This is a genomic window from Streptomyces globisporus (genome assembly GCF_003501885.1).
Classification (GTDB): domain Bacteria; phylum Actinomycetota; class Actinomycetes; order Streptomycetales; family Streptomycetaceae; genus Streptomyces; species Streptomyces globisporus_D.
Map to the genome: position 1 here is coordinate 1 of NZ_QWFA01000183.1, position 18,111 is coordinate 18,111.

The following is an 18,111-nucleotide window of genomic DNA, read 5'->3' on the forward strand; positions in this document are numbered from 1 at the left end:
GTCCCCCGCCCGGCCCCCCGCCGGAGACGGACCCCCACAGCAGCCGCCCTGGCGGCTTCCCTCGCCCTGGTGGTGATCGCCCCCGCGGTCGCCACGGCGCAGCCCTCCTCGCCGGACCGGAAGCCCTCCGGCGACCGGACGTTCACCACCTCCTTCGAGGCGGACGAGAAGCAGCCGGACTGGCGCAACACCGTCGAGGAGGGCCCCGACGGCAAGAAGCGGGCCTCCGGTGTCGACGGGGGCTTCTCGTCCGGCATACCGGGCAATGTCACCGACCGGGTGACGGAGGTGCGCGCGAGCGCCGAGAACACCGCGGGCGGCGAGGTCAAGGAGAACCTCGTCGACGTCGAACCGGGCTCCAAGTGGCTGACGTTCGCGAAGACCGGCTGGGTCGAGTTCGATCTGGACGAACCGGTCAAGGTCGTGACGTACGCGCTCACTTCGGCCAACGACCACGCCGAACGGGACCCGAAGAACTGGACGCTCAAGGGCTCGGCGGACGGCAAGGAGTGGACCGACCTCGACACCCGCACCGGCGAGACCTTCGCCAAGCGGCACGAGACGAAGACGTACGACTTCAAGGGCGACACCCCCTACAAGCACTTCCGGCTGGACATCACGGCGAACGGCGGCGCGGACGCGCTCCAACTCGCCGACGTTCAGTTCTCGAACGGTGACACCGCGACCCCGGTGCCCGACGAGATGCGCAGCCAGCCCGACCGCGGCCCCTCCGGCTCCCCCACCGCGAAGTCGGGCGCGGGATTCACCGGAAAGAAGGCACTGCGTTACGCGGGCACGCACACGCCCGACGGACGGGCGTACTCGTACAACAAGATCTTCGACGTGAACACGGCCGTCACCAAGGACACCGAGCTGTCCTATCTCGTCTACCCGCAGATGGGGGAGACGGACCTGAACTACCCGGCCACGCACGTCGCGGTGGACCTCGCCTTCACCGACGGCACGTACCTGAGCGATCTGAAGGCCACCGACAGCCACGGCGGGCTGCTGACCCCGCAGGGCCAGGCGGACGCCAAGCGCCTCTACGTCAACCAGTGGAACAAGGTCGCCGCCCGGCTCGGCACGGTCGCCGCGGGCAAGACGGTCGACCGGATCCTGGTGGCGTACGACTCCCCCAAGGGGAAGGCGAAGTTCCAGGGCTGGATCGACGACATCTCGATCGCCCCGAAGAAGCCCGAGAAGCGCAAGGCGCATCTGTCGGACTACGCGCTCACCACGCGCGGCACCAACTCCTCCGGCGGCTTCTCACGCGGCAACAACATTCCGGCCACGGCGGTCCCCCATGGCTTCAACTTCTGGACGCCGGTGACCAACGCCGGTTCGCTGAGCTGGCTGTACGACTACCACCGGGGCAACAACGCGGACAACCTCCCCACGCTCCAGGCGTTCGGCGCGAGCCACGAGCCGAGCCCGTGGATGGGCGACCGGCAGACCTTCCAGCTGATGCCCTCGGCCGCGAGCGGCACCCCGGACGCGTCCCGGACCGCCCGCGCGCTGCCGTTCCGGCACGAGAACGAGACGGCGAAGCCGCACTACTACGGCGTCACGTTCGAGAACGGCCTCAAGGCCGAGATGACGCCGACCGACCACGCGGCCCGGATGCGGTTCACCTATCCGGGCAAGGACGCCAGTCTGATCTTCGACAACGTCTCGAACGCCGGCGGCATCACGCTGGACCCGGAGACCAGCTCCTTCTCCGGTTACACGGACGTCAAGAGCGGCCTGTCCACCGGCGCTACACGGATGTTCGTGTACGGCGTCTTCGACGCGCCGGTCACCGACAGCGGCAAGCTGAAGGGCGGTGGGGGCGACGACGTCACCGGCTTCTTCCGCTTCGACGCGGGCAAGGACCGCACGGTCAACCTGCGGCTGGCGACCTCGCTGATCGGCGTCGACCAGGCGAAGCAGAACCTGGCGATGGAGATCCCGGAGTCGACCTCCTTCGACCGGGTGCAGCGCAAGGCGCAGGGCGCCTGGGACGACGTCCTCGGGACGGTCGAGGTCGAGGGCGCGAACGCCGACCAGCTGACGACGCTCTACTCCAGCCTCTACCGGCTCTACCTCTACCCGAACTCCGGCCACGAGAAGGTGAAGAGCAAGAACAAGTACGCCAGCCCCTTCTCCAAGGCGACCGGTGAGAACACCCCGACGCAGACCGGCGCGAAGATCGTCGACGGCGAGGTGTACGTCAACAACGGCTTCTGGGACACCTACCGCACGACCTGGCCCGCGTACTCCTTCTTCTCCCCGAAGAAGGCCGGCGAGCTGGTGGACGGCTTCGTCCAGCACTACAAGGACGGCGGCTGGACCTCGCGCTGGTCCTCCCCCGGCTACGCGGACCTGATGACCGGAACCAGCTCGGACGTGGCGTTCGCCGACGCGTACGTCAAGGGCGTGAAGTTCGACGCCGAGGCGGCCTACGACGCGGCGCTCAAGAACGCCACCGTGGCCCCGCCGTCCTCGGGCGTCGGCCGCAAGGGCCTGGAGACCTCGGTCTTCAAGGGCTACGCCAACACCGCCACCCACGAGGGCCTGTCCTGGTCCCTGGAGGGTTACGTCAACGACTACGGCATCGCCCGCATGGGCCAGGAGCTGTACAAGAAGACGAAGAAGGCGCGGTACAAGGAAGAGTCCGAGTACTTCATGAACCGGGCGCAGAAGTACGTCAAGCTCTTCGACGACAAGGCCGGGTTCTTCCAGGGCAAGAAGCCGAACGGCGACTGGCGCCTGCCCTCGGACAGTTACGACCCGCGCGTCTGGGGCTACGACTACACCGAGACCAACGGCTGGGGTTACGCCTTCACCGCCCCGCAGGACAGCCGGGGCCTGGCCAACCTGTACGGCGGCCGCGCGGGCCTGGGCAAGAAGCTGGACACGTACTTCTCGACGCCGGAGACGGCGGGCCCGGAGTTCGTCGGCAGCTACGGGGGGGTCATCCACGAGATGACCGAGGCGCGTGACGTGCGGATGGGCCAGTACGGGCACAGCAACCAGGTCGCCCACCACGCCACGTACATGTACAACGCGGCCTCGCAGCCGTACAAGACGCAGGAGAAGGTCCGCGAGGTACTGGGCCGGCTGTACGTCGGCAGCGAGATCGGGCAGGGCATCCACGGCGACGAGGACAACGGCGAGCAGTCGGCCTGGTTCCTCTTCTCCTCGCTCGGCTTCTACCCGCTGGTGATGGGCAGCGGGGAGTACGCGATCGGCTCGCCGCTCTTCAGAGAGGTCACCGTCCGCATGGACAACGGCCGCAAGCTGGTCGTGAAGGCCCCGAAGAACAGCGACAGGAACATCTACGTGCAGGGCGTGAAGGTCAACGGCAAGAAGTGGACCTCCACGGCGCTCCCCCACGACGTCCTGGCCAAGGGCGGCACGCTGGAGTTCGACATGGGCCCGAAGCCGTCGGCCTGGGGCACGGGCAAGGACGCGGCCCCGGTCTCCGTGCAGAAGGACGACAAGGTCCCGACGCCCAAGGGCGACGCGCTGAAGGGTGACGGCGCGCTGTTCGACGACACCTCGGCCACGTCGGCGACGGTGGAGTCGGTGGAGCTGCCGGTGTCCTCGGCCACGAAGGGCGTCCAGTACACGCTGACCTCGGCGGCGGCGGACAAGGCCCCGGAGGGGTGGACGCTCCAGGGTTCGACGGACGGCAAGGAGTGGAAGGACGTCGACCGCCGCTCGGGCCAGTCGTTCGCCTGGGACAAGCAGACCCGGGTGTTCTCGGTGGCGAAGCCCGGCTCGTACACGCAGTACCGGCTGGTGCTGACGGGTTCGGCGACGCTCGCGGAGGTGGAGCTGCTGTCCTGAGCGTGACGCGGTGAGCGCGGTCGGCCGGTACCCCGGAAGGACGGGGTGCCGGCCGTCGGCGTGTCGGCGGTCGTGGCTCGGCGGCACCGGAGGCTCTCGGGCAGGCCCGCCGAGCGCGGCTCACTCCGGCTGGAGGCTCTCGGGCAGGCCCGCCGAGCGCGGCTCACTCCGGCTGGAGGCTCTCGGGCAGGNGGCTCTCGCCGGGGTGCTCGTCGGAGCCGGGGTCGACGCCGTCGGTCCACAGGTTCCAGAAGGGGCGGGTGCGGCGGATCTCCCGGGTGGTGATGCCCTCGTACCCGCCGTAGTCCCATTCCCGCAGCTCGGGGGTGACCCGGGGCGCGGGGAGCCCGGCCAGTTCGGCGGTGCGGCGGGCCCGGATCGACGGGCTGACGAGGGTGAGCCCGATGGTGCGGTCCGCCAGCAGCGGGACGAGGGCGCGGGCCTGGCGCTCCCCGACGTCGGTGAGAGGGAGGTCGGTCCAGCTCGTGTGCTGTCCGGAGCGGGACCATTCGGTCTCGCCGTGCCGGATGAGGATCAGCTCGCCCATGGTGGTCCGTTCGCTTTCTGTACAGGTGGTGCGGGTGGGGCTGATGGGGCCACGTACGGTAAGCCCCTCAGCTGATCACTTTCCCGTGGGGGGACCGCATGTCCGACAACTTTCCGCCTCCGCCGCCCGAACAGCCGCAGCCGGAGCACCGGCCTCCGGCGCAGCCTTCGCCGTGGGCCGCGCCCGCGGGGCCGCCGCAGAAGCAGCGTACGGGGCTGGTCGTGTCGCTCGCCGTGGGCGGCGGGCTCATCGTGGCGGGAGCCGTGGTGGCGCTCGTCTACTCGGCGATGAACTCGGTCCAGGACTCCATCGCGCTGCCGCCGCGGTCGGACACGCCCTACTCGGAGCCGTACGAGGAAGAGCCGTACGGGGAAGAGCCGTCCGCCGAGGAGCCGGTGGAGCCCGCGCCGGAGCCCACCGTGTCCGAACCGGACGTGAAGAAGGACGTCACGATCACCGCGTGTGCGCGCGATCCGCAGATCGGTTGGCAGTCGGCGAAGGTGAGGGTCGTGAACGGCTCGTCCACGACGGCGAGCTACCACATAGGCGTCGAGTTCCTCGACAAGGACGGCACCAAGGTCGCGGACGGTGTCACCGGAGTGGTCGACCTCGGGCCCGGCAAGAGCGTGGTGGAGGAGATCCACGGACTCGGCGAGGTGCCGCGCGGCACGACGTGCCGACTTGTCGACCTGATGCGGACGCCGACGGGGGACTGACGCGCCTGAGTCCACGGCCGCGGAAACGGCGCGAGGGCCGCGTCCCGGGGATTCCCGGGACGCGGCCCTCGCGTTGTGCGCGTCCGATCAGCTGCGGATCAGGCTGCGGAGCACATACTGCAGGATGCCGCCGTTGCGGTAGTAGTCGGCCTCGCCGGGGGTGTCGATGCGGACGACCGCGTCGAACTCCACACCGGTGTCGGTGGTGACCTTGACCGTACGGGGGGTGGTGCCGTTGTTCAGCTCGGTGACGCCGGTGAAGGAGAAGGCCTCCTCGCCGGTGAGACCGAGGGTCTCGGCGTTCTGGCCCTCGGGGAACTGCAGCGGGAGGACGCCCATGCCGATGAGGTTCGAGCGGTGGATGCGCTCGTAGGACTCGGCGATGACGGCCTTGACGCCGAGGAGCGCGGTGCCCTTGGCGGCCCAGTCGCGGGACGAGCCGGAGCCGTACTCCTTGCCCGCGAGGATCGCGAGCGGGGTGCCGGCGGCCTGGTAGTTCTGCGAGGCGTCGTAGATGAACGACACCGGTCCGTCGGCCTGGGTGAAGTCGCGGGTGTAGCCGCCCTCGGTGCCCGGCGCGATCTGGTTGCGCAGGCGGATGTTGGCGAACGTGCCGCGGATCATGACCTCGTGGTTGCCACGGCGCGAGCCGTAGGAGTTGAAGTCACGGCGCTCGATGCCGTGCTCCGTGAGGTACTTGCCGGCCGGGGTGTCGGCCTTGATGGCGCCGGCCGGGGAGATGTGGTCGGTGGTGACCGAGTCGCCGAGCTTGGCGAGGACGCGGGCGCCGGTGATGTCCTCGACCGGGGTCGTCTCCATCGTCATGCCCTCGAAGTACGGGGGCTTGCGCACGTAGGTGGACTCGGAGTCCCACTCGAAGGTGTTGCCGGTCGGGATCGGCAGCGCCTGCCACTGGGCGTCGCCCGCGAAGACGTCCTGGTAGGACTTGTTGAACATGTCCTCGCCGATGGCGTTCGCCACGACGTCGTTGACCTCGGCCTCGGTCGGCCAGATGTCGGCCAGGAAGACCGGCTTGCCGTCCTGGTCGACGCCGAGGGCGTCCTTGGTGATGTCGACCTTCATCGAACCGGCGATGGCGTACGCGACGACCAGCGGCGGGGACGCCAGGTAGTTCATCTTGACGTCGGGGTTGATGCGGCCCTCGAAGTTACGGTTGCCGGAGAGGACCGACGTGACCGCGAGGTCGTTGTCGTTGACGGCCTTGGAGACCTCCTCCGGCAGCGGGCCGGAGTTGCCGATGCAGGTGGTGCAGCCGTAGCCGACGAGGTTGAAGCCGACCTTGTCGAGGTACGGGGTCAGACCCGCCTTGTCGAAGTAGTCGGTGACGACCTTCGAGCCGGGGGCGAGGGTGGTCTTGACCCACGGCTTGCGGGTCAGGCCCTTCTCGACCGCCTTCTTCGCCACGAGCGCGGCGGCGACCATGACGTAGGGGTTCGAGGTGTTGGTGCAGGAGGTGATCGCGGCGACGGTGACGGCGCCGTGGTCGATCTCGTACGTCGAGCCGTCGGGGGCCGTCACGGTGGTCGGCTTCGACGGGACGCCGTTGGAGGAGGCCGGGGAGTCGGAGGCCGGGAAGGACTCCTTGCCCGCCTCCTCGTCGTCCGAGACGTAGTTGCGGACGTCCTGGGCGAACTGCTGCGCGGCGTTGGCGAGGACGATGCGGTCCTGCGGGCGCTTCGGGCCGGCGATGGAGGGGACGACCGTGGCGAGGTCGAGCTCCAGCTTCTCGGAGAAGTCGGGCTCGGCGGCCGGGTCCAGCCAGAGGCCCTGCTCCTTGGCGTACGCCTCGACGAGGGCGACCTGCTGCTCGTCGCGGCCGGTCAGACGCAGGTACTTCAGCGTCTCGTCGTCGATCGGGAAGATCGCGGCGGTGGAGCCGAACTCCGGCGACATGTTGCCGATGGTGGCGCGGTTGGCCAGCGAGGTGGCGGCGACGCCCTCACCGTAGAACTCGACGAACTTGCCGACGACACCGTGCTTGCGGAGCATCTCGGTGATGGTCAGCACGAGGTCGGTGGCGGTGGTGCCGGCCGGGAGCTCGCCGGTCAGCTTGAAGCCGACGACGCGCGGGATGAGCATGGAGACCGGCTGGCCGAGCATCGCGGCCTCGGCCTCGATGCCGCCGACACCCCAGCCGAGCACACCGAGGCCGTTGACCATGGTGGTGTGCGAGTCGGTGCCGACGAGGGTGTCGGGGTACGCCTGGCCGCCCCGGACCATGACGGTGCGGGCCAGGTGCTCGATGTTCACCTGGTGGACGATGCCGGTGCCCGGGGGGACGACCTTGAACTCGTCGAAGGCGGTCTGGCCCCAGCGCAGGAACTGGTAGCGCTCCTTGTTGCGGCCGTACTCCAGCTCGACGTTCTGGCCGAAGGCTTCCTTGGTGCCGAACTTGTCGGCGATGACGGAGTGGTCGATGACCAGCTCGGCCGGGGCCAGCGGGTTGATCTTCGCCGGGTCGCCGCCCAGCTCCTTGACGGCCTCACGCATGGTGGCGAGGTCCACGACACACGGGACGCCGGTGAAGTCCTGCATGATCACGCGGGCCGGCGTGAACTGGATCTCCTGGCTGGGCTGCGCCTGGGAGTCCCAGCCGCCGATGGCCCGGATGTGGTCGGCGGTGATGTTCGCGCCGTCCTCGGTACGGAGCAGGTTCTCCAGCAGGACCTTCAGGCTGTACGGGAGGCGCGCGGAGCCCTCTACCTTGTCCAGCTTGAAGATCTCGTACGACTCGTCGCCCACGCGCAGCGTGCTGCGGGCGTCGAAGCTGTTCGCCGACACGACAGTCTCCTTCTTCAATGTGCGCGTCTACCGCGCCGCGCCTCATTGGCAGCCGGCGCCGCGTTTTGCCACCTACGGCTCCGGCCATCCGCTAAGGTAAGGCTTAGTTAGGTAACCCTTACTGGCGGCGGCTGTGGTGCGCCTCGGCAGATATCTCGATGTCGAGATAACTCTAGTACATAGCCGCCGCTCGGTCATGCCCAGGTGCCCTGTGACCGCGCCGACACACGGACCGCTTGACGCGGCACCGCCCGAAGGCATGGAGCGACGACGCCTTGACCTTCCAGTCGGGTGGAAGGTTTACGGTCGGCGGCATGACCTCCATGCGGATCTCCCGGCTCGCCGAGCGCAGCGGGGTGCCGGCCACGACCCTGCGGTTCCACGAGAGCGCGGGGCTGATGTTCGCAGACCGGACCCCCGCCGGGTACCGGATGTACGGCGAGGACGCGGTCGACCGGCCGGCGTTCATCGGCGCGGCCAAGCATCTGGGGCTTGCACTGGAGGAGATCGGCGAACTGGTCGGGGTGTGGGAGGCCGGCGCCTGCCGCGACGTGAAGGCCGATCTGCGCCCCCTGATCTCCGCCCGGCTCGCCGAGGCCGAGGTCCGGGCGGCCGAGCTGGCGGCCTTCACCGATTCCCTGCGCGGCGCCCTGGCCGACCTGGACGCACTGCCGGACCGGGCGGGGCGGTGCGACCCGGAGTGCGGGTTCCTGGCACCGGGCCAGGGGCCGGGCTCGGGATCGGCGCCTGCCCGGGCTGCAGGGTCGGCCCCAGGGCCGGGCTCGTCAGTCCCGGGGCCGGCCCCCGTCGCCGGCGGGGCCCATGGCGGACAGCCGGTCGATGTCGCCCTGTCGCCCGGCCGAGAGGTCGCCGAACAGGAGACGGAGCGGTGGCGTGCCGCGCCGGTGGCGTGCTCCCTGAGCGGCGACGGGCTGCGCGAGCGCACCGCCCGGTGGCGCGAGGCCGTCGCCGGCGCGACCCGGGCCGCCGTGCCCGAAGGGCTGCGGCTGACCCTGCCCGTCGGCCGGGTCACGCGCGTCGCCGGGCTGGCGGCCGCGGAGCAGGAGTGCTGCCCGTTCTTCGACTTCCGCCTCCACCTCGACGGCCCGTATCTGCACCTGGAGGTCCGCGCGCCCGCCGACGGGGGCGCGCTGCTCACGGATCTCTTCGGCTCCGCCGACTGAGGCCCCTGTCCTGTCCCGTTCCGTCCAGCCCTGCCCGGCCCTGCCCCAGCCACCTCTCACCAGAAAGCCCTCCCCGTGCTCGTCACCCGTTCCATCGCCCTGTTCGTCGTCGCCGCGCTGTTCGAGATCGGGGGAGCCTGGCTGGTCTGGCAGGGCCTGCGGGAGCACAAGGGCTGGGTGTGGGTCGGCGCCGGCGTCATCGCGCTCGGTCTGTACGGCGTGGTCGCCACCTTCCAGAGCGACGACAACTTCGGCCGCATCCTCGCCGCGTACGGCGGCATCTTCGTCGCCGGATCGATCGCCTGGGGCATGGTCGCCGACGGCTACCGCCCGGACCGCTTCGACATCATCGGGGCCCTGGTGTGTTTGGCCGGAATGGCCGTGATCATGTATGCGCCGCGCGGCCACTAATCTGGGCGCATCACTTGGGGGGCCGATGACAACAGCCGATGCACCGCCCATCGTCTTCGTGCACGGAACACGTTTCAGCGCGGGACAGTGGAGCACACAACTCGCCGCCCTCCGACAGGAGTTCCCCGCGGTCGCCATCGACCTGCCGGGCCACGGAGCGCGCTCGGCGCAGCCCTGGAGCATGACCGCCGCGACGGAGGTCATCGCCGCCGCGGTGGACTCGCTCGGCGGGGGACCGGCCCTGGTCGTCGGGCATTCGCTCGGCGGTTACGTGTCGTTGGAGTTCGCGCGGCGCTGCCCGGAACAGCTGCGCGGGCTGGTTCTCGCGGGCGCCAGCGCGTCCACCCGCGGCCCCTGGGCCACGCCCTACCGGTGGATCACCGGCCTGGTCCCCCGCATCCCGGCGGACCGGCTGACCCGGTGGAACGACCGGCTGCTGCTGCGGCAGTATCCACGGGACGTGGTGGAGGCGACCATCCGCTCCGGCTACGCCTTCCACACCCTGCCCGCCGCCTGGGGCGAGGTACTGGGCCGGTTCGACACGGATGCGCTGCGCCCTGTGGCGGCGCCGGTACTGATCCTGAACGGCGAGAAGGACACCGTCTTCCGGTCCGGCGAGGCCGACTTCGCCCGCGCGCATTCGGATGCCCGCATCGAGCTGATCCCACGGGCCGGCCATCTCGCGAACTTCGACGCCCCGGACGCCTTCACCGACGCCGTCCGCCGCTTCGCCCGCGGGCTCCCTGCCGCCGGCTGAGCGTCCGGTCGCGCACGCCGCCGTACCCTGCGCACGGTCACCCCACGTCGGTGCCGAGAACGCGATCGAGCGCCGCCCGGCCCGCGGGTCCCCAGGCAGGCTTGCCGCCGGGAAGCCCCCGCTCTCCGTTGCCGCCCATGAGCATGAGAAACAGGCTCTTCAGCACGGCCAGCCCACGGGCGCGCCGGCTCGTCGCCCCGTCCGCGTGCGCGTACGCGTCGAAGAACCGGGCGGCCCCGCCCCGGGGAAGGACGACCCAGGCGGCCGCGAGGTCCCACGCCGGGTCCCCGGCGAACAGGTCGCCGAAGTCGATCACGCCCGAGAGCGTCCCGTCCGACACGACGACGTTCGCGGGGTGGAGGTCACCGTGCACCCAGACCGGCGGGCCCTCCCACGCGGGAGCGGCGACCGCGTCGGCCCAGACGGCCCGGACCTCGTCGGCCCTGCCGTCGAGGGCGACGGACCGGAAGAAGTGGTCGAAGCCCTCGGTGTACGCGCCCGGGTGAGCGCCCCGGTCCACCACGCCCGGCGCCTCGGCCGGCGCCGCCACGTGGAGCGCCCTCAGGAAGTCCGCCAGTGTGTCCGCCGCGTGGTCGCCCCGGCTGATCGAGGTGCGGTCCAGCGGCTCGCCGGGAACCCACGTCATGATCGTCCACCGCTTCGGGAAGCGTGCGGACGGCTCCCCGACCCGCACCGGGCGCGGGACGGGGAGCGGCAGCCCCGGAGCGATGTGGGGCAGCCAACGGCACTCCTTGCGCTGGAGTTCCGGGGCGCGTTCCGTACGCGGCATGCGGACGGCCAACTCGTCCCCGAGGCGCCACTGCTGGTTGTCCCAGCCGCCCGCGACCTCGCGGACGGCCAGCTCCGCCAGGTCGGGATGCTGCTCCCGGAGGAGGTCACGGACCAGGTCCGCCGTGATCTCGATCTCGGCGGCGGTGTCGGAGTCGGAGTCGGTCATGCCGAGCCACGGTACCGGGGCGGGCCCGGCCGGTCAGTCGAGGCAGAACTCGTTGCCCTCGATGTCCTGCATCACGAGGCAGGACTCGTTCTCCTCGTCGGCGAGGAGCAGCCGTACGCGCTTCGCGCCGAGCAGCAGAAGCCGCGCGCACTCGGCCTCCAGCGCGGCGAGGCGCTCCTCCCCCACGAGCCCGGTGCCGACCCGCACGCACAGATGCACCCGGTTCTTGACGACCTTGGCCTCGGGAACGCGCTGGAAGTACATCCGCGGGCCCACCCCCGTGGGGTCCTGGCAGACGAACCCGGCGTCCCGCTTCTCCGGCGGCAGGGAGAGGGCGTAATCGTCCCAACTGGCGAACCCCTCCGGCGGCGGTGGAACGACGTACCCCAACACCTCGCACCAGAAGTGGGCGACGCGCGTGGGCGACGCGCAGTCGAAGGTGATCTGGACCTGCCTGATCGACGTCATCGGGCCACCGTAGGGGGGCGCCGTTCGACGGGCATCCGAATTTCCCCGCCGGACGGGTCACTGCACGAGTCGCCACGCGGAACGCCGTGCGAGACGCCGTGCAAAAGGAGGGGCGGAATCCGGAGCGCGCTGAAAGGATCACCCCCGTACGCACCCAGCACGCGACGCCCCACCCCGCAGGAGACGCACCCACCGTGACCCGCACCAGCGCCGTTTCGCTGATCCGTTCCCGTAGCCTCTCCGGCATCGCCGAGTACGCCTACGCGGCCACGGCGCCCGCCGGGTCCCGGCTGATCTTCCTCGCCGGTGCGTGCCCACTCGACGAGCACGGCGGGACCGTGGCCGTCGAGGACTACGCCGGCCAGGCGGCGCAGGCCGTGGCGAACCTGAGGACCGCGCTCGCCGACGCCGGTGCCTCGGTCCAGGACGTCATCAGCACCCGGGTCCTCGTGGCATCGGCGCGGCAGGAGGATCTCGTGGCCGCCTGGCAGGTGGTCCGGGATTTCTTCGGCGACCACGACGTGCCCAGCACCCTGATGGGCGTCACCGTGCTCGGCTACGCCGATCAGCTCGTCGAGATCGAAGCCGTGGCCGCCGTCCTCGACGAGCCGGAGCCCGAAGGACCGGCTTGCCCGCCGTCGGCGTAATGACGGGGTGAGCCCCGTCGCCCCCTCACCCTGAGGCGGGTGAGCGATGCCCGAGCCGCCGACGAGAAGGCCGACGAGAAGAACGCGGACCGTCTGACGACCCTGTCCGACGGGATCTTCGCCATCGCGATGACCCTGCTGGTCCTGGACCTCCATGTCGAACCGGGCCTGGACAAGGACGCGTTCACCGATGCCGTGCGCCAGGCGCTGCCCGACCTCGGCGCGTACGCCCTGAGTTTCACGATCCTGGCCGGGTTCTGGCGCGATCACCGGCTGATCGTGCGCCTCGTCCCGCGCTTCGAGGGGGTGGCGCTGCGGTTCGCGCTGATGTGGCTGGGCGCCATCGCTCTCGTCCCGTTCCCAACGGCGCTGCTCTCCGAATACGCCGCGCGCCCGCTGGCTGTGGCTGTCTACGCGGGCATGGTCGCCGTCACGAACCTGCTGGAGCTGGCGATGTTCCTTGCGGGCCGGCGGCAGACGGAGCATGCGACGGAGGCCTCCCGCAGCGAAGTGGGCCGGGCGGTCACCGCCGATCTGGCCTCGACCGCCGCGCTCTTCGCCGCGACGGTTCCGGTCGCCTATCTCGTCTCTCCTCCCGCGGCCATGTGGTGCTGGCTCGCGCTGATCCCGGTCAAGCTCACCCACCGGAAGCGCGCCTCCGCGCGCCGGCACGGCCGGGCGAGCTGAACACCGGCAGGGGCGGGCCCGGCCCCGTCCCCGTACGGACGCACCGCCCGCGCCGTCTCCCGCCGCGCGGGCGACGATGGGGAGACCCGGCCGCGCGGAGCCGGTACACACCTGTCACTCGAACGGCACACCCCCACAGCATCCTCATCTCATATCTGAGATAGCCTGCCGACATGTCAGACGACTACCTCGTACGTATCGGCAAGCTCATCCGTGACGCCCGTCAGCATCGGGGCTGGACACAGACGCAGTTGGCCGAGGCTCTCGGCACCAGCCAGAGCGCCGTCAACCGCATCGAGCGCGGTAACCAGAACATCAGCCTTGAGATGATCGCCCGCATCGGCGAAGCCCTCGACAGCGAGATCGTGTCGCTCGGGTATGCCGGACCCATGCATCTGCGGGTCGTCGGCGGCCGGCGGCTCTCCGGCGCCATCGACGTCAAGACCAGCAAGAACGCCTGCGTGGCGCTGCTGTGCGCGTCGCTCCTCAACAAGGGGCGTACGGTCCTGCGCCGGGTGGCCCGGATCGAGGAGGTGTTCCGGCTCCTGGAGGTGCTGAACTCCATCGGGGTCCGCACCCGCTGGGTCAACGACGGCGTGGACCTGGAGATCGTGCCGCCCGCGCAGCTGGACCTGGCGGCGATCGACGCCGACGCCGCGCGCCGCACCCGCTCGATCATCATGTTCCTGGGGCCGCTGCTGCACCGGACGGAGCAGTTCACCCTGCCGTACGCGGGCGGCTGCGACCTGGGCACCCGCACGATCGAGCCGCACATGATCGCGCTGCGCCGCTTCGGCCTGGAGATCGCCGCGACGGAGGGCCTGTACCACGCGCAGGTCGACCGCACCGTCGCCCCGGACCGGCCCATCGTGCTGACCGAGCGCGGCGACACGGTGACCGAGAACGCCCTGCTGGCCGCCGCCCGCCACGACGGCACGACGGTCATCCGTAACGCCTCGTCCAACTACATGGTCCAGGACCTGTGCTTCTTCCTGGAGGCCCTGGGCGTACGGGTCGACGGGGTCGGCACGACGACGCTCACCGTCCACGGCGTCCCGCAGATCGACGTGGACGTGGACTACTCCCCCTCCGAGGACCCGGTCGAGGCGATGAGCCTGCTGGCCGCCGCCGTGGTGACCGAGTCCGAACTCACCATCCGCCGGGTGCCGATCGAGTTCCTGGAGATCGAGCTCGCCGTCCTGGAGGAGATGGGCGTCGACTGCGACCGCACCCCGGAGTACGCGGCCGACAACGCGCGCACCCGCCTGGTGGACCTGACGGTGCGGCCCTCCAAGCTGGAGGCCCCGATCGACAAGATCCACCCGATGCCGTTCCCCGGCCTCAACATCGACAACGTCCCGTTCTTCGCGGCGATCGCCGCTGCGGCGCACGGCCAGACCCTGATCCACGACTGGGTCTACGACAACCGCGCGATCTACCTCACCGACCTCAACCGCCTCGGCGGCCGCCTCCAACTCCTCGACCCCCACCGGGTCCTGGTCGAGGGCCCGACCCGCTGGCGCGCCGCCGAGATGATGTGCCCGCCCGCCCTGCGGCCCGCCGTGGTGGTGCTGCTGGCGATGATGGCGGCCGAAGGCACCTCCGTACTCCGCAACGTCTATGTGATCAACCGGGGTTACGAGGAACTGGCCGAGCGGCTCAACTCGGTGGGCGCGCAGATCGAGATCTTCCGGGACATCTGACGGGCGGGGTGTCGTGTCACTTGGCCGCAAGGGGCACGACACCGCAGCATGCCATCTGACCTGCGAATACTTGCCTCCGTAGCCCTTCGCTGATCACTGTTGCTTTTCAGCACCTTGTGCAACGCGTGTGCAAGATGATCTTGAATGACTGACTGGACGCCAGGAAGAGCTGAGTACCCGTCACCCCTTACGGAAGGTTGCCGCCGAATAGGCCTCGCAAAAATCCGATGCGGGTCGGGCCACGCCGACCGCACCGGCGGACGTGATCTGCAACTCGCCGCCCCTCCTCCGCCCGGCGGGAAGGTGTCTCCCACCCGCCCGGGCAAGTGCGTGAGACTTTGAACCGCGAGCGAAGGCCTCTGAGTGCCGCGCTCTTCATGTGCTGGGTCTCGGAACAGGTCTCAGGAGCGAGAAGGTGGCGACGGCAGAGGAGGATGAGCCTCCGGGCCCGACGGACAGCATCCATGGCGGCACACGTACACGCCGCGACGCGGAGCATACATAGAGGACAAGCGGCGAAATATGCGACGCGTTTAGGAAACGTTAAGTAAATTATGTTGTCCGCTGGCAATGGGGGGCGACGCGAACCGTTGACGAGAACGGCAGGTTCCGCCACCTTCATGACGTCGAGCATTTCCGCTCCGTCACGAAAGCAGGGATGCCAGTGAGAAAGACACGACGCTTTGCCACCTCCGCTTTGACAGCCGCAGCCGTATTCACGGCAGCATTCGTTTGGCCGGCGGCGGAGTCCGCACAGGCTTTTCCCGCGACCCCCCAGCAGAACGTGGTGAACTATCTGCGCTCCATCTCCGGAACCAGCATCGTTTCCGGGCAGCACAACAAGGAGCCCGCTTCGGCTCCCGGGCAGTACACGCAGCAGGTCAAGGACGTCACCGGTCAGTACCCGGGCCTGTGGGGCGGGGACCTGATGTTCAATGCTGCGGACGTGGCGAACCGCCAACGCGTGATCGATCAGGCGAAGACCGAGTGGGCCAACGGGTCGCTGGTGTCCCTGACCTGGCACGTCTGTCCGCCGACCGGTGGAAGCACCTGCCCGTTCGAGGGCGGTGTGAAGTCGAACATATCGAACGCGCAATTCTCGCAGATCCTCACCAACGGCAGCGCACTGAACAACGCCTGGAAGCGCCGTCTCGACGAGGTCGTCCCCTACCTCCAGCAGTTGAAGAATGCGGGAGTCCCCGTGCTCTTCCGACCGTTCCACGAGATGAACGAATCGTGGAACTGGTGGGGCAACCGGCCAGGAACCAACGGAAGTGCTCGGCTCTTCCAGATCACGCGCGACTACCTCACGGGAACGAAGGGCCTGGACAATCTCATCTGGGTGTGGAACGTGCAGGACAACCCGGCCGGCGGATGGAGCAACTACTACCCGGGAAATCAGTACGCCGACGTCGTGTCGCTCGACGTCTGGTACAAGAGCCACCCCAGTTCCGCCGATTACCAGCAGATGAGGAACATCGCCGGGACGAAGCCCATGGCCATCGGGGAAATCGGCAAGATGCCGACCGCCGCGATGCTGCAGAGTCAGCCGCAGTGGGCATGGTTCATGATGTGGTCCGAACATCTGCGGGGGAACAACACCAACGCCGAGATCCAAGCGGCGTACTTCCATCCCCGCGTTCTGAACCAGGGTGAAGTCAACCTCCCCTGAGTGGTCGGGTGTGGTCACAGCCATCCGGACAGCCCGTACAGGAAGCCGGTGGGGTCGTCACGGTGGACGGTGTGTCCCGCACCGTCCACCGTCCGCGTGTGCCAGCCCCGGCTGCGCAGTGTCGCGGCCGGGGCCGGTGGAATCCGTTCGCTGGGGTCGGCGAGCAGTACCAGGGAAGGCACGGCCGGGGCGGCGGTGGGCAGGCCGGGCAGGTGCGCCAGGGCGTCGACGGAGTCTGGGTCCCACGTCGTCAGCGCCCGGTGCTCGGCGGTGATGTCCTCGTCATGCCAAAGCGGGTGCTCGGCCCTCAGCTCCCGCCAGGTGGCGTACTTTACGGCGCGCAGGGCGGCCAGGTCCCGGGGTCGGTTCACCCACGCGGGGTCGCAGTGGATGGCGCGGGCACAGCGCAATCGGGGCAGGGCAAGCAGCAGTGCGGCTGAGCCGAGTGAGTGGCCGATGGCGAGGTCGGGGGCTGGAGGCAGGGTTTCGAGCAGGTCGGCGGCCAGGACGGCGGGCGTGTAGGGCGCGCCGTGGCCACTTGCGCCGTGACCACGCAGGTCGACGGCGATGACCCGGTAACCGCGGTCAGCGACAGGCGGTGCGACACGGTTCCACGTGTGTGAGTCCGTCATGATGCCGTGCACGAGGACGGCTGTGCGGGGGCCGGTGCCCCACACTCTGGTCGCGAGCCTCATGGAGCGGCGCGCAGGGGTACTCGGGCGCGGTAGAGCACCGCCCCCGCGCCCGGCCAACCCGCCCGGTGGGAGTGGGCCGCATGATCGCGGGCCCCATCGGAACGCAGTCCACGATGTCGGCCAGCTGCGCGATGTCGACGTGCTTGTCGGTCAGGCCGCAGCGCAGCACGTTGTCAGAGTTGGCCATGATCTCCACGCCGGTCCCCCGCAGATAGGCGTGCGGCACGCCTGCCCCCAGGTACAGGGCCTCTCCTGCGTCGAGACGGACGTGGTTGAGGAGCAGTGCTGCGAGAATGCCGGGGTCGCCGGGGTAGTCCTCCGCGACGGTTGTGTATGCGGCGCCGGCGTTGCTCCAAGGGCCTGGGGACGCGGTCAGCCGGGGCAGGGCTGCGGACACGGTGTGCACGAGCCGCTCGCGAGCGCACAGGGCCGCGCGCAGCGTGCGGCTGAGGGCTTCGCGCGCAGGCCGCGAACGAAGAACGGCTGACCAGCGGCGGAGTTCGGGCACCGCCAGCGCATCGAGCAGCTCGGCTGTGCGGGCCGGCTCCCGGAAGCCGCAGAGCGCCTCGAACGGCTCGAGTGCGCACAGCAGTTCCGGCTTGGGGTTGCGGTCCTTGAAGGCGCGGTGCGGGGCGTCGAGCGGCACTCCCGCCGCTTCCTCTCGGTCATGGCCGTTCTGCGCCTGCCGGCGTGTGGGGTGCACCTGCACCGACAGTGCCCGCTCGGCTGCGAGCAACTTGAGCAGGAAGGGGAGTTCGGGGCCGTGAGCGGCCAGGCTCGCCTCCCCCAGTTCCAGGGCCGGGTCGGCGGTGATGGCTGCTGCCAGATCGGGGCGGCCGGGCCGGTCGGGGAGAAGCGACGGGGCGGCGCGATGCGCGCCGAACCAGAGCTCGGCCTGCGGTTCGCCGTCGGCTTGCTGCCCGAGAAGAGCGGGGATCGCGGTGCGTGAGCCCCAGGGGTAGTTACGCACTGCGGGGCTGAGGAGGGAGGGTGCGGTCACGAGGTCCTCCGGGGAGAGGGGGCGGGGCATGGG

Annotated in this window: 14 protein-coding genes and 1 pseudogene; 9 read left to right on the forward strand and 6 right to left on the reverse strand. The window is 69.8% G+C overall.

What is annotated here, in order from left to right; all coding sequences use genetic code 11:
• Positions 1-3,831, forward strand: a 3,831-nt coding sequence (locus D3105_RS26910) for a GH92 family glycosyl hydrolase (RefSeq protein ID WP_240647031.1), incomplete at its 5' end; no start/stop codon positions are given.
• 193 nt (positions 3,832-4,024) lie between these two features.
• Here the strand turns inward: D3105_RS26910 and D3105_RS26915 are convergent.
• Positions 4,025-4,378: pseudogene (locus D3105_RS26915) on the reverse strand (histidine phosphatase family protein); the annotation flags it as partial.
• Positions 4,379-4,476: 98 nt separating this feature from the next.
• Here D3105_RS26915 and D3105_RS26920 point away from each other — a divergent pair.
• On the forward strand, positions 4,477-5,094 hold the full coding sequence (locus D3105_RS26920; protein WP_118905593.1) for a hypothetical protein: 618 nt from the start codon (positions 4,477-4,479) through the stop codon (positions 5,092-5,094).
• A gap of 87 nt (positions 5,095-5,181) precedes the next feature.
• Here D3105_RS26920 and acnA read toward each other — a convergent pair whose 3' ends face one another.
• On the reverse strand, positions 5,182-7,896 hold the full coding sequence (acnA, locus tag D3105_RS26925) for an aconitate hydratase AcnA (protein WP_118905594.1): 2,715 nt from the start codon (positions 7,894-7,896) through the stop codon (positions 5,182-5,184).
• Positions 7,897-8,210: 314 nt separating this feature from the next.
• On the opposite strand from acnA, the gene D3105_RS26930 reads away from it, so the two are divergent.
• From D3105_RS26930 to D3105_RS26940, 3 genes are all read left to right on the forward strand, one after another.
• On the forward strand, positions 8,211-9,080 hold the full coding sequence (locus tag D3105_RS26930; protein ID WP_118905595.1) for a MerR family transcriptional regulator: 870 nt from the start codon (positions 8,211-8,213) through the stop codon (positions 9,078-9,080).
• 75 nt (positions 9,081-9,155) lie between these two features.
• On the forward strand, positions 9,156-9,491 hold the full coding sequence (locus D3105_RS26935) for a YnfA family protein (protein WP_118905596.1): 336 nt from the start codon (positions 9,156-9,158) through the stop codon (positions 9,489-9,491).
• A 25-nt stretch (positions 9,492-9,516) separates the two neighbouring features.
• Positions 9,517-10,248 (forward strand): alpha/beta fold hydrolase, encoded by a 732-nt coding sequence (locus D3105_RS26940; RefSeq protein WP_118905597.1) that lies wholly within the window; start codon positions 9,517-9,519, stop codon positions 10,246-10,248.
• Positions 10,249-10,285: 37 nt separating this feature from the next.
• Here D3105_RS26940 and D3105_RS26945 read toward each other — a convergent pair whose 3' ends face one another.
• Both D3105_RS26945 and D3105_RS26950 read right to left on the reverse strand, forming a co-directional pair.
• Positions 10,286-11,206, reverse strand: a complete 921-nt coding sequence (locus tag D3105_RS26945) for an aminoglycoside phosphotransferase family protein (RefSeq protein WP_118905598.1) — start codon at positions 11,204-11,206, stop codon at positions 10,286-10,288.
• Between the two features lie 33 nt (positions 11,207-11,239).
• On the reverse strand, positions 11,240-11,674 hold the full coding sequence (locus D3105_RS26950; protein ID WP_118905599.1) for a VOC family protein: 435 nt from the start codon (positions 11,672-11,674) through the stop codon (positions 11,240-11,242).
• Between the two features lie 194 nt (positions 11,675-11,868).
• Here D3105_RS26950 and D3105_RS26955 point away from each other — a divergent pair, with 194 nt between their 5' ends.
• The 4 genes from D3105_RS26955 to D3105_RS26970 all read left to right on the forward strand — a co-directional run bounded on the left by D3105_RS26955 (position 11,869) and on the right by D3105_RS26970 (position 16,383).
• Entirely contained in the window at positions 11,869-12,321 is a 453-nt protein-coding gene (locus tag D3105_RS26955; protein WP_118905600.1) for a RidA family protein, read from the forward strand.
• Positions 12,322-12,360: 39 nt separating this feature from the next.
• On the forward strand, positions 12,361-13,008 hold the full coding sequence (locus D3105_RS26960) for a TMEM175 family protein (RefSeq protein ID WP_118905601.1): 648 nt from the start codon (positions 12,361-12,363) through the stop codon (positions 13,006-13,008).
• A 173-nt stretch (positions 13,009-13,181) separates the two neighbouring features.
• Positions 13,182-14,711: a helix-turn-helix domain-containing protein gene (locus D3105_RS26965; protein ID WP_006128374.1), complete on the forward strand. Its 1,530-nt coding sequence runs from the start codon at positions 13,182-13,184 to the stop codon at positions 14,709-14,711.
• A 658-nt stretch (positions 14,712-15,369) separates the two neighbouring features.
• Positions 15,370-16,383, forward strand: a complete 1,014-nt coding sequence (locus D3105_RS26970) for a glycosyl hydrolase (RefSeq protein ID WP_425315765.1) — start codon at positions 15,370-15,372, stop codon at positions 16,381-16,383.
• A gap of 14 nt (positions 16,384-16,397) precedes the next feature.
• Here the strand turns inward: D3105_RS26970 and D3105_RS26975 are convergent, their stop codons facing one another.
• Positions 16,398-17,015: an alpha/beta fold hydrolase gene (locus D3105_RS26975; protein WP_338104026.1), complete on the reverse strand. Its 618-nt coding sequence runs from the start codon at positions 17,013-17,015 to the stop codon at positions 16,398-16,400.
• Positions 16,969-18,108 carry a mannose-6-phosphate isomerase, class I gene (gene manA / locus D3105_RS26980; protein ID WP_240647033.1) on the reverse strand — a complete coding sequence of 380 codons (1,140 nt, stop codon included), beginning with the start codon at positions 18,106-18,108 and terminating at the stop codon, positions 16,969-16,971. The genes D3105_RS26975 and manA overlap by 47 nt, the downstream gene beginning before the upstream one ends.
• Positions 18,109-18,111 lie beyond the last annotated feature (3 nt).

Coding starts and splice junctions, on each gene's coding strand:
- D3105_RS26940 (WP_118905597.1), top strand. CDS start 9,517: ATGACAACAGCCGATGCACCGCCCATCGTCTTCGTGCACGGAACACGT.
- D3105_RS26950 (WP_118905599.1), bottom strand. CDS start 11,674: ATGACGTCGATCAGGCAGGTCCAGATCACCTTCGACTGCGCGTCGCCC.
- manA (WP_240647033.1), bottom strand. CDS start 18,108: ATGCCCCGCCCCCTCTCCCCGGAGGACCTCGTGACCGCACCCTCCCTC.
- D3105_RS26930 (WP_118905595.1), top strand. CDS start 8,211: ATGACCTCCATGCGGATCTCCCGGCTCGCCGAGCGCAGCGGGGTGCCG.
- D3105_RS26965 (WP_006128374.1), top strand. CDS start 13,182: ATGTCAGACGACTACCTCGTACGTATCGGCAAGCTCATCCGTGACGCC.
- D3105_RS26970 (WP_425315765.1), top strand. CDS start 15,370: ATGCCAGTGAGAAAGACACGACGCTTTGCCACCTCCGCTTTGACAGCC.
- D3105_RS26945 (WP_118905598.1), bottom strand. CDS start 11,206: ATGACCGACTCCGACTCCGACACCGCCGCCGAGATCGAGATCACGGCG.
- D3105_RS26975 (WP_338104026.1), bottom strand. CDS start 17,015: ATGACGGACTCACACACGTGGAACCGTGTCGCACCGCCTGTCGCTGAC.
- D3105_RS26920 (WP_118905593.1), top strand. CDS start 4,477: ATGTCCGACAACTTTCCGCCTCCGCCGCCCGAACAGCCGCAGCCGGAG.